The organism is Methanocaldococcus fervens AG86 (assembly GCF_000023985.1).
In the GTDB taxonomy this organism is placed as follows: domain Archaea; phylum AGJL01; class Methanococci; order Methanococcales; family Methanocaldococcaceae; genus Methanocaldococcus; species Methanocaldococcus fervens.
This window is the reverse complement of record NC_013156.1, coordinates 1434252-1450059: the sequence shown is the minus strand read 5'-3', so window position 1 is coordinate 1450059 and position 15808 is coordinate 1434252. Positions and strand designations below refer to the sequence as shown.

The 15808-nt window shown below is 32.3% G+C and carries 19 protein-coding genes and 1 tRNA gene; 11 read left to right on the top strand and 9 right to left on the bottom strand.

Annotated elements, in window-relative coordinates; translation table 11 throughout:
• Position 1 precedes the first annotated feature (1 nt).
• On the top strand, positions 2 to 433 hold the full coding sequence (locus MEFER_RS07785; RefSeq protein WP_015792076.1) for a hypothetical protein: 432 nt from the start codon (positions 2 to 4) through the stop codon (positions 431 to 433).
• Positions 434 to 663: 230 nt separating this feature from the next.
• Here the strand turns inward: MEFER_RS07785 and MEFER_RS07780 are convergent.
• Both MEFER_RS07780 and pstK read right to left on the bottom strand, forming a co-directional pair.
• Positions 664 to 753, bottom strand: a tRNA-Ser gene (locus tag MEFER_RS07780).
• A gap of 87 nt (positions 754 to 840) precedes the next feature.
• The gene (gene pstK / locus MEFER_RS07775) at positions 841 to 1587 is read right to left on the bottom strand and encodes an L-seryl-tRNA(Sec) kinase (protein WP_015792075.1); all 747 of its coding nucleotides are present in this window, start codon (positions 1585 to 1587) and stop codon (positions 841 to 843) included.
• A 90-nt stretch (positions 1588 to 1677) separates the two neighbouring features.
• Between pstK and MEFER_RS07770 the strand changes: the two genes are divergently transcribed.
• On the top strand, positions 1678 to 2682 hold the full coding sequence (locus tag MEFER_RS07770) for a hypothetical protein (RefSeq protein ID WP_015792074.1): 1005 nt from the start codon (positions 1678 to 1680) through the stop codon (positions 2680 to 2682).
• Positions 2683 to 2691: 9 nt separating this feature from the next.
• Positions 2692 to 3597: a F420-dependent thioredoxin reductase gene (gene trxR, locus MEFER_RS07765; RefSeq protein WP_015792073.1), complete on the top strand. Its 906-nt coding sequence runs from the start codon at positions 2692 to 2694 to the stop codon at positions 3595 to 3597.
• 9 nt (positions 3598 to 3606) lie between these two features.
• Here trxR and MEFER_RS07760 read toward each other — a convergent pair whose 3' ends face one another.
• Both MEFER_RS07760 and mer read right to left on the bottom strand, forming a co-directional pair.
• On the bottom strand, positions 3607 to 4458 hold the full coding sequence (locus tag MEFER_RS07760; protein ID WP_015792072.1) for a hypothetical protein: 852 nt from the start codon (positions 4456 to 4458) through the stop codon (positions 3607 to 3609).
• 52 nt (positions 4459 to 4510) lie between these two features.
• Positions 4511 to 5506, bottom strand: a complete 996-nt coding sequence (gene mer, locus MEFER_RS07755) for a 5,10-methylenetetrahydromethanopterin reductase (RefSeq protein WP_015792071.1) — start codon at positions 5504 to 5506, stop codon at positions 4511 to 4513.
• 259 nt (positions 5507 to 5765) lie between these two features.
• On the opposite strand from mer, the gene MEFER_RS07750 reads away from it, so the two are divergent.
• Positions 5766 to 7679, top strand: coding sequence for a PINc/VapC family ATPase (locus MEFER_RS07750; protein ID WP_015792070.1), 1914 nt, complete (start codon positions 5766 to 5768; stop codon positions 7677 to 7679).
• 13 nt (positions 7680 to 7692) lie between these two features.
• Here MEFER_RS07750 and hisA read toward each other — a convergent pair whose 3' ends face one another.
• The 3 genes from hisA to MEFER_RS07735 all read right to left on the bottom strand — a co-directional run bounded on the left by hisA (position 7693) and on the right by MEFER_RS07735 (position 9536).
• Complete coding sequence (hisA, locus tag MEFER_RS07745) at positions 7693 to 8406, bottom strand: 1-(5-phosphoribosyl)-5-[(5-phosphoribosylamino)methylideneamino]imidazole-4-carboxamide isomerase (protein WP_015792069.1); 714 nt, start codon at positions 8404 to 8406, stop codon at positions 7693 to 7695.
• A 143-nt stretch (positions 8407 to 8549) separates the two neighbouring features.
• Positions 8550 to 9020, bottom strand: coding sequence for a ribosomal protein S18-alanine N-acetyltransferase (gene rimI, locus MEFER_RS07740; RefSeq protein WP_015792068.1), 471 nt, complete (start codon positions 9018 to 9020; stop codon positions 8550 to 8552).
• Positions 9021 to 9041: 21 nt separating this feature from the next.
• Positions 9042 to 9536 carry a methylated-DNA--[protein]-cysteine S-methyltransferase gene (locus MEFER_RS07735; protein WP_015792067.1) on the bottom strand — a complete coding sequence of 165 codons (495 nt, stop codon included), beginning with the start codon at positions 9534 to 9536 and terminating at the stop codon, positions 9042 to 9044.
• Between the two features lie 18 nt (positions 9537 to 9554).
• On the opposite strand from MEFER_RS07735, the gene tpiA reads away from it, so the two are divergent.
• The 7 genes from tpiA (at position 9555) to MEFER_RS07700 (ending at position 14432) form a co-directional block, all read left to right on the top strand.
• On the top strand, positions 9555 to 10214 hold the full coding sequence (tpiA, locus tag MEFER_RS07730) for a triose-phosphate isomerase (protein WP_015792066.1): 660 nt from the start codon (positions 9555 to 9557) through the stop codon (positions 10212 to 10214).
• Between the two features lie 84 nt (positions 10215 to 10298).
• Complete coding sequence (locus tag MEFER_RS07725) at positions 10299 to 10607, top strand: DUF4870 domain-containing protein (RefSeq protein WP_015792065.1); 309 nt, start codon at positions 10299 to 10301, stop codon at positions 10605 to 10607.
• A 28-nt stretch (positions 10608 to 10635) separates the two neighbouring features.
• Complete coding sequence (locus tag MEFER_RS07720) at positions 10636 to 11034, top strand: DUF1284 domain-containing protein (protein ID WP_015792064.1); 399 nt, start codon at positions 10636 to 10638, stop codon at positions 11032 to 11034.
• 36 nt (positions 11035 to 11070) lie between these two features.
• Positions 11071 to 11712: a biotin transporter BioY gene (locus tag MEFER_RS07715; RefSeq protein WP_015792063.1), complete on the top strand. Its 642-nt coding sequence runs from the start codon at positions 11071 to 11073 to the stop codon at positions 11710 to 11712.
• Positions 11713 to 11760: 48 nt separating this feature from the next.
• Complete coding sequence (gene bioB, locus MEFER_RS07710) at positions 11761 to 12741, top strand: biotin synthase BioB (RefSeq protein ID WP_015792062.1); 981 nt, start codon at positions 11761 to 11763, stop codon at positions 12739 to 12741.
• Position 12742: 1 nt separating this feature from the next.
• Positions 12743 to 13477, top strand: a complete 735-nt coding sequence (locus tag MEFER_RS07705; protein WP_015792061.1) for a UPF0280 family protein — start codon at positions 12743 to 12745, stop codon at positions 13475 to 13477.
• 28 nt (positions 13478 to 13505) lie between these two features.
• The gene (locus MEFER_RS07700; RefSeq protein ID WP_015792060.1) at positions 13506 to 14432 is read left to right on the top strand and encodes a selenocysteine-specific translation elongation factor; all 927 of its coding nucleotides are present in this window, start codon (positions 13506 to 13508) and stop codon (positions 14430 to 14432) included.
• A gap of 18 nt (positions 14433 to 14450) precedes the next feature.
• Here the strand turns inward: MEFER_RS07700 and cobM are convergent, their stop codons facing one another.
• Together cobM and MEFER_RS07690 are read right to left on the bottom strand one after the other, a co-directional pair.
• A complete protein-coding gene (gene cobM / locus MEFER_RS07695; RefSeq protein WP_015792059.1) occupies positions 14451 to 15215 on the bottom strand; it encodes a precorrin-4 C(11)-methyltransferase in 765 nt (254 codons plus the stop codon).
• Between the two features lie 9 nt (positions 15216 to 15224).
• Positions 15225 to 15794 carry a GMP synthase subunit A gene (locus tag MEFER_RS07690; protein WP_015792058.1) on the bottom strand — a complete coding sequence of 190 codons (570 nt, stop codon included), beginning with the start codon at positions 15792 to 15794 and terminating at the stop codon, positions 15225 to 15227.
• Positions 15795 to 15808 lie beyond the last annotated feature (14 nt).

The following is a 15808-nucleotide window of genomic DNA, read 5'->3' as shown; positions in this document are numbered from 1 at the left end:
CATGCCAAATAACAAATTATGCAAGGTATGTAACTCCCCGCACAGGGCTGAGATAGAAGCACTGTATTTCCAGGGTTGGGGAGCTAAAAGAATATCAAAATATTTAAAGGAAAAGTATAACGAAGACATCTCATACAGTGCGATTTTAAGACACATGCAAAATCACGTAAAGCCCCAACTACTTGAAGCAATAGAAGAAGAAACTACAGAAATTTACTCAAAAATGTATAAAGAGCTTGCAAAAAATTTTGGTTTGGCATTAGAAGGTTTATTTACAATGATTAAAACAGCAAAAAAAGATTTAGAAAATCCAAAGGCAACGGCAAGAGAAAAAGAAGTCGCTGGTAGAAATTTAGTCATGGCAATAAAAGAAATGAAGGAGTTACTGCAACTTACTGAAGATAAAGAGGGGGCTGATGACATTGACCTTTAAAATTGACAATAGTTTCGGAGGGTTGCAGAGGGTTTCACTTTCATATTTTTTATCATCACTTATATTTTTATCTTTAAATTTATCAATAACTTACCGCATCAAATTTTAGTCCAGTTATGCATAACTTAAAAAACCATAGTCCTCTAAATGCTCCTTGTAGATTCTACATAAAACAGCTTAACTTCACCACTGGACTATATCAAAAAAGCCCTGTTAGGTTGTTAAATCAATGGCGCAGGGGCTGGGATTTGAACCCAGGCGGGGCATAGCCCCACTGGATCTCAAGTCCAGCGCCGTAGTCCTGGCTTGGCTACCCCTGCACAAAACAGACATATGATGAATATAATGATTTAGTATATAAATTTTACGGTCAAAATTAGATTAATGTTGAATACTCACTACAACCATTAGAAATTTTCAAGCATATTTTTAAATTCTTCTATGGCTTTATAAATATCAACATCCCCTTTCTTTTTTATTTTCTTTAAAAATTCTTTTCTCAAGTTTACAACATCTTTAATCCTATCTTTATCAAATTTACCTGATTTTATATAATTTCCTATAATCTTTCTCGTCTCTTTGTCAATTTTATCAAAAATATTATCTTCTTTATTTTTATTTTCCTCTTCAATATAGTATTCTGGGATTTCTTTACTTTTTTCAATTAATTTCTTAGTAATATTTCCAAAATCAATATCTTTTGTTGTATCTATTGTCAAAAATGGTTCATCCCATTTGTATTTTTTTCCAGGTTCATCAAACTTCTCATACATCTTTTTAATTACTTCGTTTGGTATCTTCTCCCCTCTCATAATATTTCTTTCAATTAAAACATCCAAAGGAGCTTTTAAATATATTATAGCATAATTTTTATTGTATTTTTTGGCTATATTTATCAAATCTCTCCTCATTGAATTATAATAATTTGTATCATCAACAATAACCCAATAATCTTTTAAAGCGTTATCTATTAAGCTGTAGGTAGCTTTTCTAATAAATTCTTCATACTTCTCTTTCCAAATTGGAAAACTCTCTCTAATCAAATCGCTTCCTAAAACTATAACGTCAATGTTATTTTTGCTCAAAATCTTTGCTAAATTCTTTGAAAATGTTGATTTTCCAGCTCCAGGAAGTCCTGTTAATATTATTAGCATGATACCCCTCAAACTATTTTTTATAGGGTAAAATATAAATATGATGAAGTTGATTATAGTGCATAGATGTGGCACAATTAAGGTGATAACTTGGGCATATCAATAAATTTAAAGTTATGCAATCATCATAACTGCAACTGCAACATTGGGGAAGAGTATTACAATCACACTTACCCACAATTTTGGAACAGGATTATTGAGAAATACAATTTAAACAAAATAATTTCTTATGATTTTACACCACTACCTTATTATAGATTTGTAGGGATGATTGGAGATTTTATTTCAAAAAATATAACAACAGGACCTTGTTTATTAACTCCAAAAGAAATTAAGAAACTCAACCCCAATATGGATTTTGAAGACGTTAAGAAGATGTTTTTAAGACATCCAACATTTGAAGATTACGTGTCAGTTGCTATTGAAACTAACAAAGGATATAAAAACCACATCATAATTGAAACTTATGAATACGCAAAACTCGTTGAATATAAAACAAATATACCTTTTGAAGAGGCTTTAAAATTAACTAAACTCAGTGCAAGGAACTTTAAAAAATATTATAAAAAGAAAGTTAAGGCAAAATACTATCCAACACATAAAAAATCATTTGATAGAAGATTGAGAGAACTTTGCAACGAATATTATGATTATTATTTAAAAAATGGAAATCTTTCAAAGAAAGGAAAGGAAATAATAAAAAATAACCCTGAGGAGTCAACTTGGTTGAGGATAAAAGTTTCTTTTCTTCCAGAGGCAATAAATAAAGAAAACTCTACAATAATTGAGCCAGTTTCAAGTATTGAAGGGATGTTATTAGCCAATAAAATTTCAGAAGTTAGTGGAATTGTTGTTAGGAGCCCTCCAACTCTAAATTTAAAACTTATTATGAATGAAGGAAATGAAAATGAGATATTTTACTTAAACAACGATATGGACGAAGAAATAAAAAAATTAACCTATGGAACAAAAACCAAGTGGGGATGTTCAGTATATCATAACCTCTTATTCCTAAATTCTCCAATATGCTGTAATAAAAACTGTGAAGAGTGTTTGGAAATCTTTATAAACAAAATTAAAAATATTAAAAATTAAGGTGAAAGAATGATTTATGATACGATAATTATAGGTGGTGGACCAGCTGGTTTAACGACTGGCATTTACGCAATGAGGGGGAAATTAAAAGCTTTATGTATAGAGAAAGAAAACGCTGGGGGAAGAATTGCAGAAGCCGGGATCGTTGAAAATTATCCTGGATTTGAGGAGATCAGAGGATACGAGTTAGCTGAAAAATTTAAAACTCATGCTGAAAAATTTAAATTACCTATAGTTTATGATGAAGTTGTTAAAATAGAAACTAATGAAAGACCATTCAAAATTATAACAAAAAATTCAACTTATTTGGCTAAAACTATAGTTATAGCAACTGGGACAAAACCTAAAAAGCTCAACCTAAATGAAGATAAGTTTGTTGGTAAAGGTGTTAGCTATTGCACAATGTGTGACGCCTTCTTCTATTTGAATAGAGAGGTTATAGTTATTGGAAGGGATACTCCAGCAATAATGAGTGCCATAAACTTAAAGGACATTGCTAAAAAAGTTATATTAATAACTGACAAATCGGAGTTAAAAGCTGCTGAACCAATAATGTTGGATAAGCTTAAAGAAGCTAAAAATGTTGAGATAATATACAACGCCAAACCATTGGAGATTGTTGGAGAGAATAAAGCTGAAGGAGTTAAGATATTGGTTGATGGAAAAGAGGAGGTAATAAAGGCAGATGGGATATTTATAAGCTTGGGACATGTCCCAAACACCGAATTTTTAAAAGATAGTGGCATAGAATTAGATAAAAAAGGATTTATTAAAACAGATGAAAATTGTAAAACAAATATAGATGGAATTTACGCTGTAGGGGACGTTAGGGGAGGGGTTATGCAGGTAGCAAAGGCTGTAGGAGATGGATGTGTAGCTATGGCGAATGTTATTAAATACCTGCAAAAATTATAAAATAAGTTTTTACTCCTGTGAAAGTTTTATATCAAAAACAAGATCTCCTATTTTAAAGTTCAACCTTAAATCTTCTGTACTATCTGGTTTTTTGAATATCCAATATCCTTCAGCCTCCTGATTAATTCCAATTTCAAGTTCATCAACGCCTTCAATTTTCCAATATTTTTCATCTCCTGAAACTAGGCATATTTCTTTAGGAACAAATTTATATGTATCAGGATTTAGATTTTTTACAGCAAAATCAACTCTAAATCTTTCCTCAATTTCATCAGTTCGATTATTATAAATCTTATAATATCCGTATTCTTTTACAATGAATTTTATTCCTATATCATCCCTGACCTCTTCTATATTGGTTTTTATTGAGTTTTCATGATATTCTTTTTCAAAGATTTCTTTCATCTCTTCAGCTGAGTATCTCTCAATTGTTCCATATGTTGTTTTTGACGGCTTTACATCATCATCTTCAAATGTTAATACAAATTTTGCATCGCTGTAAAAGCCTTTAATTCTTGGCAACTCAACCTCATAATAGTAATTTGCTTTTATAGGAAGGTTTTTAACATCATAACTCTTTTTAAACAGTAAACCAGTATCATCAAACACCTCTACTGCAACTTTACCGTTATCAACCCTCGCCAAACTACCGTTGCCATAAGCTAAGGCAAACTGGATTTTTGTTTTATTTCCCTCCTTAACAATGTACATGTATTTTATTTCTTTTAGCTTAGTTTCATCTAAAGTTTTATTTGCTTCAATATTATCTATTCCATTATTTACATTTGCTGTTTTATTTGTGGTGCATCCACATAACAAAATGGCAATTACAAAAATAACAAAAAATAATAGCCTTTTCATAAAATCACCTCATAAAATAAAAAAATAAAATAAAAAAATAAAGTTAGTCAATTTACTCCTTTAATGCTGGGATTATGTTCTTACCGATTAATTTAATTGCTGTTTCTTTGTTTGGACCGATTGGTGAACCTGCAACGATTTGTGTGACTCCCATTTTAGCTAATTCTTTACATTTCTCAACAACATCGTCTGGTGTTCCGTAGATTGAGAATGCTTCTAACATGTCGTCGTCAACTGCTCCAAATGCTGTTCCAAAGTCTCCTTTCTTCAATGCTTCTCTAATCTTCTCAACTTTCTCAACATCAATTCCGTGTCTCTCTAAGACAACTGGTGGTGAACCTGCTGCAATGAAAGCAACAACTGGAACTGCTGCCTGTTTTGCTTTGTCAGCTTTCTTGTCAACTGACATACATGCGTAAGCAGCAACATCAATTTCATCCATGCTTCTTCCAGCAGCTTCAGCTCCTTTCTTAATTAATGGAATTGCTGCTTCAAAGTCTTTTGGATTTGATGCGTTGATTAAAACTCCATCAGCAATCATACCTGCTGTTTCCAACATCTTTGGTCCTTGAGCTCCCATGTAAACTGGAACTTTCTTCTGAATTGGTTTTACAGCTAAAGCAGCTCCTGCGAGCTTAACAACATTTCCATTGAATGAAACTCTTTCTCCAGCTAATAATTTTCTTATAACTTCAATTGATTCTTTTAATGTTGTAACTGGCTTAACCCACTCAATTCCTAATGAGTCGAATGTTGCTTTGTCTCCTGGACCAATACCTAAAACAGCTCTTCCTCCTGATAATTCATCTAATGTTGCAATAGCTGATGCTGTTATTGCTGGGCTTCTAACGTATGGGTTTGTAACTCCTGGACCTAATTTAATTTTGTTTGTGTTCATTGCGATAGCTGTTAAAGCCATGTAAACGTTTCTGTTGTTGTAGTGGTCTGTAATCCAACAGTATTCAAATCCATTATCCTCAGCTAATTTAACGTAGTAGCAGAGTTTTTGTATTGGCTCGTTTGGGACAAATTCAATTCCGAATTTCACAATATCACCCTTTGTTTTTGTTATAAACACTGCATATTAATCTTTTATTTTATGGTAGTAATTAAGTTTTCTATTTTATTGCAAATCGAAAAATATTTATAGAGGTAAAAATTTTTGATAGGGGGTATCAATTCACTTGGAAAAAATATCCAATTTTAAGAAAAATGTTTAAATGCCAAAAACTGTTAAATAATATAAATGAATTAAGAGAACTATCACGATTTTTTACGATTATCAAATGATTAATAGGTGGATAATTATGAATCTTGAAGAAAGGAAGAAAATAGAAACAAAATCTATTGAAGAGTTGGATTTAATTGGAAAAAAAGTCTGTGTAGATACTTGTGTTGTTATAGATGGTAGAATAACTGAATTGATTGAAAAAGGAAAATTAAAAGATGCTACAATAATAATTCCTGAAGCAGTAGTTTCTGAATTGGAATTTCAGGCAAATAAAGGAAGAGAAATTGGATATAAAGGGATAGAAGAGCTTAGAAAATTAACAGAAAAGGCTAATGAACATAATATTAAAGTTGAATACTATGGAGAGAGACCTACAAGAGAAGAGATATTTTTAGCAAAAAGTGGAGAAATAGATGCGATGATTAGAAAAGTAGCTAAAGAAACAAACTCTATATTATTAACAAGTGACTGGATTCAATACAACTTAGCTAAAGCTCAAGGTATCGAAGCTTATTATTTAGAAACTTCAGAAGAAGAAGTTGAGCTTGTATTGGACAAATACTTCGATGAAGAAACAATGTCCGTGCATTTAAAAGAGGGATGTTTACCTTATGCTAAAAAGGGGAAGCCCGGAGAGGTTAAACTTGTAGCAATAGGTGATAAAGAACTAACTAAAGAAGAGATGGAAGATATAATTGATAATATTATAAAGTATGCAGAACAAAACAATGGATTCTTTGAAATTCAGAGAAAAGGAGCCACAGTTATTCAGTTAGGAAATATTAGGATTTCAATTGCAAGACCTCCATTCTCTGAGGCTTTAGAAGTTACAGCGGTTAGACCAGTCGTTAAAGCTTCATTAGAAGATTATCAGCTATCAGATAAGTTAATGGAAAGATTAAAAGAGATGGCAGAAGGTATCTTCGTTTCCGGACCTCCTGGAAGTGGAAAATCAACATTTGTTGCAGCTTTAGCTGAATTTTACAAAAGTCAGGGTAAAATAGTTAAAACAATGGAAAGTCCAAGGGATTTGCAAGTTAGTAAGGAGATAACCCAATATGCACCATTAGAAGGAGATATGGAAAAGACATGCGATATTTTGCTGTTAGTTAGGCCCGATTACACAATATATGATGAAGTTAGAAAAACGAGGGATTTTGAGATATTTGCAGATATGAGAATGGCTGGAGTAGGAATGGTTGGGGTTGTACATGCTTCAAAGCCTATAGATGCTATTCAAAGGTTAATTGGGAGAGTTGAGCTTGGAGTAATTCCACAAGTTGTTGATACTGTAATATTTATAAAAGATGGAAAAATACAGAAGGTTTATGAAATCGATTTTACAGTTAAAGTGCCTTATGGAATGGTTGAAGAGGATTTAGCAAGACCAGTTATTGAAGTTAAAGATTTTGAAACTGGAAAGGTCGAATATGAAATCTACACCTATGGAGAGCAAGTTGTTGTTATGCCAATTAAAGAAGAAGGTGGCAAAAAAGCTCCAATATACAGCTACGCTGAAGAAAAATTGGAAGAGATATTGAAAAAAATTTTGCCAAGAAAGGCTAAGCCGATGGTAAAAGTTACTGGAGATAATTCAATTGATTTAATTGTGCCAGAGAAATATATTGGAGCTATTATAGGTAAAGGAGGAAGGGAAATATCAAAATTGGAAGACATGCTTGGATTAAAAATCTCAGTTAAAGAAAAGGAAAAGGAAGAAGAAAAAGACATGGAAAACATATATAGAAAGTATGAATTTGTAAACGAACTTGAATCAACAAAGATTTATGAAACAGATAAATATGTGGTTGTAGATGTTGGAGAGGATTATGCCGGGGAGAATATAAGAATATACATTGATGGAAAGTTATTAACAACTGTTACGGTTAGAAATGATGGAACAGTTAGAATAAACAAAAAAACAAAGGTTGGAAGGGAGATTTTAGATGCAATAGATGAAGGTAGAGATATATACGTTGATATTCAATAAATTATTTTTAAAATTATTTTTTACTTATCTTGATTGCCTCTTTTAAATCTATCAGCCCCTTATAGAGTGCTGATCCAATAACAACACCGTAAATATCAAGCTCTTTTAAAGCTTTTATATCATCCATACTTGTAACTCCTCCAGAGTAAATTATGGGAATATCAGTCTTATCTATTATTTCCTTGATTATCTCAACATTTATCCCTTTTAACAAGCCTTCGACATCTACGTTTGTAAATAGGATATAACCAACTTTATCCTCAAAGTCCTTAATAACCTCTATTGGAGTTTTGTCAATTTTCTCTTTCCATCCTTTAATAGCAACTTTTCCTTCTTTGCATTCTACAGCCAAAACAATTTTATCCTTCCCGATCTCTTTATTTAAATCATCTATAAATTTTGGCTCTAAAATTGCCTTAGTTCCCACTATAACTCTATCAACTCCCATATCTATTAACTCTTTTGCCACATCCAAGCTTCTAATTCCCCCTCCAACTTCAACTGGGACATTAATCTCGTTTATAATGTTTTTAATAACATCTCTATTATTTCCTGTTCCAAGTGCAGCATCTAAATCAACTATATGTAAATACTCAGCCCCATCTTCCACAAACTTTTTAGCAACTTCTACGGGATTATCTATCTCCAAATGCTTTTTGTTTGGATCTCCTTGGATTAACTGAACACATTTCTTATCCTTTAAATCAACTGCCGGTATTATTAACATTATATCACCAACCTTTTAGAAACCATAGGGCTCCGCCCTATTGGTATACCGGGATGCATTGCTTCCGTAAGGAAGCAATGCCTCTTCTTGAGAAGCATGTTAATAGAAAACTAAGGAGTGAGATTATTTTTATTTTAATTTTACTACCATAATGTAATTATCAAAGGACCTTTTGCATTCGGTCTCTTTTTTATCATCAATATAGCATCTTCTCCATCTTCATAGTATTTTGGTAGGAGCTTCCTATCTTTATACCTCATCTTATAATAAAATTTTCTTGCAACAGTGTTTGAAACCCTAACTTCCAAAACTACGTAGTTGCAGTTGGCCTCATTAAAATAATAATCTTCCAATGTTTTTAATAAAGCTGTTCCAATCCCCTGCCCTCTATATTCCTTTTTTACAGCCAAGGATACTATATGCCCGTTCCCCCAATCCATACTACCCAATATATAGCCAACTACTTTTCCATTAACCTCTGCAACATAAAAACAGTTTGGATACATTGCCCATATTCCTAAAAGTAAATTGGTTGGATATGGTGTTCTAAATGCCTCTTTCTCAATTTCTTCAACAGCACTTATATCTTTAGATGTAAATTTTCTTATTATCATGTTCCCATACCAAAACTTATTTTAGTTTTTTATTTTAATTCTTTTATTTAATTTTTCTCTCTCTAAAATAAATTTTTTCTTATCCAATCCATAAGAGTATCCGCCCAAAGAATTTTTGGCAACAACCCTATGGCATGGAATTATTAAAGGTAGAGGATTTCTTTTCAAAGCCATACCAACAGCTCTTGGTGATGTATTTAATTTTCTAGCTATGTCACCATAAGTTATTGTTTTTCCAAATTCTATATTCTTAACAATATCTAAAACCTTTCTTGTAAATTCAGGAACTTCCAATTTGTAATTTATCATCTCTCTTGCTTCTTTATCATCAACTTCTGCAAAATATAGTTTTAATATAACTTCCCCTATTTCCAAATATTCCTCTTCTGGATTTTTGACAATATACCCATTCATGAACTTAAATATCTCTTCCCTTCTCAGAGGAATCGTATTTTTAACTAATTGATTACCTTTAAATATCATTCCAATAAAATAATCTTCTATCTGAATTATCATGTTCTCACGGTGAAAGATATGTTAATTGTAATCAACTACAAGACATACAAAGAGAGTATTGGAAAGAGAGGTTTAGAAATAGCTAAAGCCGCTGAAAAGGTTAGTGAAGAAAGTGGGGTCACAATTGGAGTTGCTCCTCAATTTGTAGATTTAAGGATAATTGTTGAAAACGTTAATATCCCAGTTTATGCTCAACACATTGATAATATAAATCCTGGAAGCCATACAGGGCATATATTGGCTGAGGCTATTAAAGATTGCGGTTGTAAGGGAAGTTTAATAAATCATTCAGAGAAGAGGATGTTATTGGCAGACATTGAGGCGGTTATAAATAAATGTAAAGATTTAGGATTAGAAACAATTGTTTGCACAAATAATATAAACACTTCCAAAGCAGTTGCAACCTTAAACCCTGATTATATTGCTGTTGAACCTCCAGAACTTATAGGGACAGGAATTCCAGTATCAAAAGCAAATCCAGAAGTTGTTGAAGGAACGGTTAATGCTGTTAAAGAGATAAATAAGGATGTTAAAGTCCTATGCGGAGCTGGAATATCTAAGGGAGAGGATGTTAAGGCAGCTATGGATTTAGGTGCTGAGGGTGTTTTATTAGCTTCTGGAGTAGTTAAGGCGAAGAATGTTGGAGAGGCTATAAGAGAATTGATAAAATTCATCTAATTTTTATAATTTCTTTTGTAGAATAGAAAGAGTATATGGGCACCATTTTAATATTTTGAAAGATTATAGTTTTTGGTGATATTAATGGCTTTTGGATTGAGTAGGAACGTTGAGGGAGCTTTATGTTATTTATTGTTTTGGGTTAGCGGATTAATATTTTTGTTGTTGGAAAGAGAGGATGAATTTATAAAATTCCACGCTATGCAGTCATTTGTAACATTTTTAATTTTACATTTTGCAGTGATAATTATCTCGGTAATCCAATTATTGGAAGGTTATCTCTCACTAATAACTATAGCGATAATTATTCTAGGGATTGTTGGGATGGTTAAAGCCTATAACGGTGAGAAATATAAATTCCCCATATTGGAGATATATCAGAAAAGCTGTTAAAGCAACATTTTAATTAACTGGTGAGTAAATGAAAAATATTTTAAAAATTCGAGCTCATCACCTTCTATGCATGCAGGGATTTCAAGGATATGGATATAGTGAAGAGTTTATAAAAAACATGGCTAAAATTGTTGAGGTTATAGATTTAAATCCTGAAATAGAAGTGATTGCCAAATGTGATGTAATCTGCTCTTACTGTCCATACAATATAAATGGAAAATGCCAAAAAGGGAAAGTTGAGGACATGGATCTGAAGGTTCTTAAAAAACTAAATTTAAAGGAGGGCTCAAGAGTTAGAGCCAAAGACCTTATCTCCCTCGTAAATGAAAGATTTGAAAATTTTTATGATGTTTTAGATGTATGTGGTGATTGTGAATGGAAATCAAAATGCCTCTGGTTCCTTTCACGAAGTAATAAAAAGCTTTAAATAAAATTATTTACTATAGGAAATAAAGGTGAGAGCATGGAGATTAAGCATTTATTAAGTAGGTATGAAAGAGCAAGATTACAGTTTTTTACGTGGAGATACAACACATCTACAGCAAACAAATTCCTCTTAGCTTTTGGATTAGCCTGTTTAACCGGAGCTTTGGCACAAATAAGGATATTCTTACCATGGACTCCAGTGCCTATAACTGGGCAGACATTTTCTGTTTTATTAGATGGAGTCGTATTAGGTAGGAGATGGGGAGGTTTAAGTCAGGCAATATATATTTTATTGGGAGGTTTAGGGGTTCCATGGTTTGCCAATTTCTCAGGAGGATTTTCTCATCTTTTAGGTCCAACTGGTGGGTATTTAATTGGATTTGTTGTAGCGGCTTTATTCATTGGATATGTAGTTGATAAATACGTAAAATCAAGGAACTTTTTACCTATGCTCGCAGTTATGTTATTTGCCAACTTCGTCATAATTTATGGATTTGGATTATTGGGCTTAGGACTTTGGTTAGCTTTAATTAAAGGCTCCTTCCCAGGAATTTGGGAGTTATTGTGGATGGGGGCATTCCCATTTGTTCCAGGAGATATAATAAAGGCAGTATTAGCCGCTAGTATAGCAGCAGTAATATTGCCAAAGCAATCATTTGGAGAAGAAGTTGATGCATAAATTTTTTATTTTTATTAAATTTATTTTTAGTTTTCATCGGTGAAATTTATGGAGATAGAGACTTTTTTAGAGAAATCTTTAAAAAATAAAATAACTTTTGATGATGCTCTTTACCTTTACAACAATTTTAATGCCATAGATTTGCTGTATTTGGCTTTTAAGGTAAAAAATGAAATAAATAATAAAAATAACACTAAAAATATTAAACTCTGTGCCATAATAAATGCCAAAAGTGGAAAATGTCCAGAAGATTGCATTTTTTGCTCACAATCAATTTATAGCAGTTGTAACATCCCAACATATCTTTTAAAATCAAAAAAAGAAATTTTAGATTGTGCCAAAAAATTTGATGGAATTGTTGAACGGTTTAGCATAGTAACGAGTGGCAAAAATATTAACAACGATGAATTTACTGAAATTATTGAGGCTATAGAGCTTATAAAAGAGGAAACAACCTTGAAGGTATGTTGCTCTTTAGGTTTGTTGGATAGGGAGAAATTAAAGGAGTTGAAAAAATTAAATGTTAGGATTCACAACAACTTAGAGACATCAAAAGATTATTTTAAAAACATCTGCTCAACTCACAGCTATGAAGATAAGATAAAAGTTATTAAAGAGGCGAAGAAAATTGGTTTAGAGGTGTGCAGTGGAGGAATATTTGGACTCGGGGAGAGCTTAGAAGAGAGGTTAAAACTGGCTTTTGAACTTAGGGATTTAGGGGTTGATAGTGTTCCTATAAACATTTTACATCCAATTGAAGGGACTAAAATCTACGAAAAAATAAAAAATGGAGAAATTGAACCATTAACTATTTCAGATATTTCGAAATCTATTGCCTTATATAAAATAATTCTGCCCTATGCGGAGATTAGATTAGCTGGAGGGAGATTACACAATTTAAGAGATTTCCAACCCTTTGCTTTAATGGCTTTAGATGGGTTGATGGTTGGGAACTATTTAACAACAAAAGGAAGAAGCTTAGAAGATGATTTAAAAATGCTTAGGGATTTTTACAATTTGGTGAAATAGTATGTGGTTTAAAAAAAGAATCATAATAAAGGAAACAAACATGCTTTTAAAAGTGGATGATAAGAGGTATTTTAAAATAGCTGAAGATATTATTTTAAAAAATAGGTTTGAATTGGAAAGATATATATTTAGAAATCCCTATTTTTTAACATCATACTATCCAATTGATATAGAAGATGATGCTCCAGAAATTGTAAAACTGATGGCTTTAGCTGGAGAAATCGCAAATGTTGGCCCTATGGCAAGTGTTGCTGGTGCCATATCAGAGATGTTGGTTAGAAGTGTTGGAGCAAAGAATATCATTGCTGAAAATGGTGGAGATATCTGCTTAAGAGCTAAAAAGGATGTTGTTGTAGGATTATATGCTGGAAATTCAAAAATTACTGGAGAGGTTGGATTTAAGCTAAAGAAAGAGATGATTAAAAATATTTATGGTGTTTGCACATCATCAGCAACTGTAGGACATTCAATAAGCTTTGGAGAGGCGGATGCAGTTACCGTATTTGCTAAAAGTTCTGCTATAGCTGATGCAGCAGCAACATCTATCTGCAATGCGTCAAGAGGTAGAGATGAGGAAGAGATGATAAATAACGCATTAGAAAAGGCAGATGAAATTGAAAGAATAGATGGAGTTTTTGTTGTTGTAAAAGATAAAGTAGGAATTAAAGGGAAAATTCCTGATTTAGTTAAGACAGACAAAAAAATAACATTGGGAGAGTTGTTTGATATTTATTAAAAATAACAAAATAAATTTGGGTGATTAGATGGAAGGCTTATCAGTAGGATTATTTGGTCATATTGAAGGAGTTGGAAAAGAGTTAGGAAAAAAAGGAACATCAACAGACATAACTCTATACAATTACAAGCAGGGAGATAAAGCTATTTGCTATATAGGGCCAACAAGATATCCAGATAGAATAAATCCTCTAATATATACAATAAACATGATGGATTATGCCTTAGTTTTTATTAATGAGATTACTGGAGAGTTGGGAGAAACTCTTTTAGCTTTAGACATGTTTGAAGTACATAAAGGAGCTTTTGTTGTAGGAGATTATGTTGATCTGGACATGTTAAAAAATATAGTATCACAAACATCCATGAAGGATTTTGAAATCTTAGAAAAAGATTTTATAAATATTAGAGAAAAGATGGCCAATTTAAGTGTAGATAGAGATTATGAAGGAGCTGTAAAAATCCCAATAGATCATTACTTTACAGTTAGAAGTGTTGGAACAGTTATATTGGGAAAGGTTGAAACTGGAACTGTTAAGGTTCATGATAACTTAAGAGTTTATCCAACAGATAAAACAGTAATGGTTAGGAGCATTCAAATACATGACAATGATTTTAAAGAGGCGAAGGCTGGAAATAGAGTAGGTTTAGCTTTAAAAGGAATAACAACAGATGAATTAGATAGAGGAATGATACTATCAAATGGTGATTTAAATACAGCCAAAGAGATTGAAATTAACATCAACTGGAATCCATTCATGCAAAAAACAGTAAAAGAAGGAGAGAATTATCAAATAATTGTTGGTTTGCAAAGCGTTCCATGCGTTGTTGAGGAAGTTAATAATAACAAAATAAAACTCTCATTACAAAAAGAGATAGCTTACGATGCTGGAGATAAATTATGCTTAATAGATGGTAGTGCAAAAGTCAGAATATTAGGGATAGGAAAGCTCTAAATTAAAATTTCATATTTTTTATTTTCTTTTCCTATATCCGTGTTCAAAATCTTTATCATAGAGCTTTGAATATGCATAATGTTTTGGATTTAAAACTTCTCCAACAATTATTAGGGCGGTTTTTTTAATTCCCTCTTTTTTTACCTTTTCAGCTATGTCCTTTAAAGTTCCTTTAACTACCTTTTCATCATTCCATGAAGCATGATAAACAACAGCTACTGGGGTATCTTCTTTATAACCTCCTTCAATTAACTCATTGACAACCTTATCAATCATTGAAACGCCTAAAAAGATAGCCATTGTTGCTTGATGCTTAGCCAAATCTTTAAGTTTTTCTTTTTCTGGCATTGGGGTTCTTCCTTCAGGCCTAGTAATGATAACAGTTTGAGAAACCTCTGGAAGCGTTAGTTCAACTTTTAACGAGGCAGTTGCCGCAAACAAAGAGCTAACTCCTGGAATTATTTCAACATCTATACCAAGCTTTGCTAACTCATCAATTTGTTCTTTTATAGCTCCGTAAATAGATGGGTCTCCAGTATGTAATCTAACAACTTTTTTCCCTTCATCAACCGCCTTAACCATTACATTAATGATTTCTTCCAAACCCATATTTGCACTGTTGTAGATTTCAGCGTTCTTTTTATTATACTCTAAGAGCTTTTCATTAACCAATGAACCAGCGTATATAATAACATCTGCCTCTTCAATAGCTTTTTTTCCTTTTAATGTAATTAATTCTGGGTCTCCTGGTCCAGCTCCAACAATTGTAACTTTTTTTTCCATAATTTCCCTCTATTCATCAAATTCATATCCGCAAACCTTACAAAAGTTTTTTAAAATCTCACTGCCGTGTTCAGTATGAGCAACTTCTGGATGGAATTGAACCCCATAAATTGGCTTTGTTTTATGCTTCATCGCCTCAACTTCACATATATCAGAATGAGCCAAAATCTCAAAGTCATCTGGAACTTTTTTAACCTCATCTTTATGTGAAGCCCATGCATTAAACTCCTTTGGAACATTTTTGAATAAATCGTTCTCCTTATCAACATAAACCTTTGTTAAAGCATATTCCTCTGCCTCAGCCCTTCCGACCTCTCCACCATAAGCCAGTGCAATTAACTGATGCCCTAAACAAATCCCCAAAATAGGGAGTTTAGCATTTAAAGCAATATCTATACAACATTTTGCTTTTTCAATATCTGGTCCTCCACTTAGTATAATGCCTTTAACATCTTCATTGCTTTCAATCTCTTCCAATGGCGTTGTATTTGGAACTATCTTTGAGACAACTCCAATATACTTTAAACTCCTATATATTCTATGAACATACTGCCCTCCGTTGTCTAAGATAATAATCATTCTTATCACCTAAG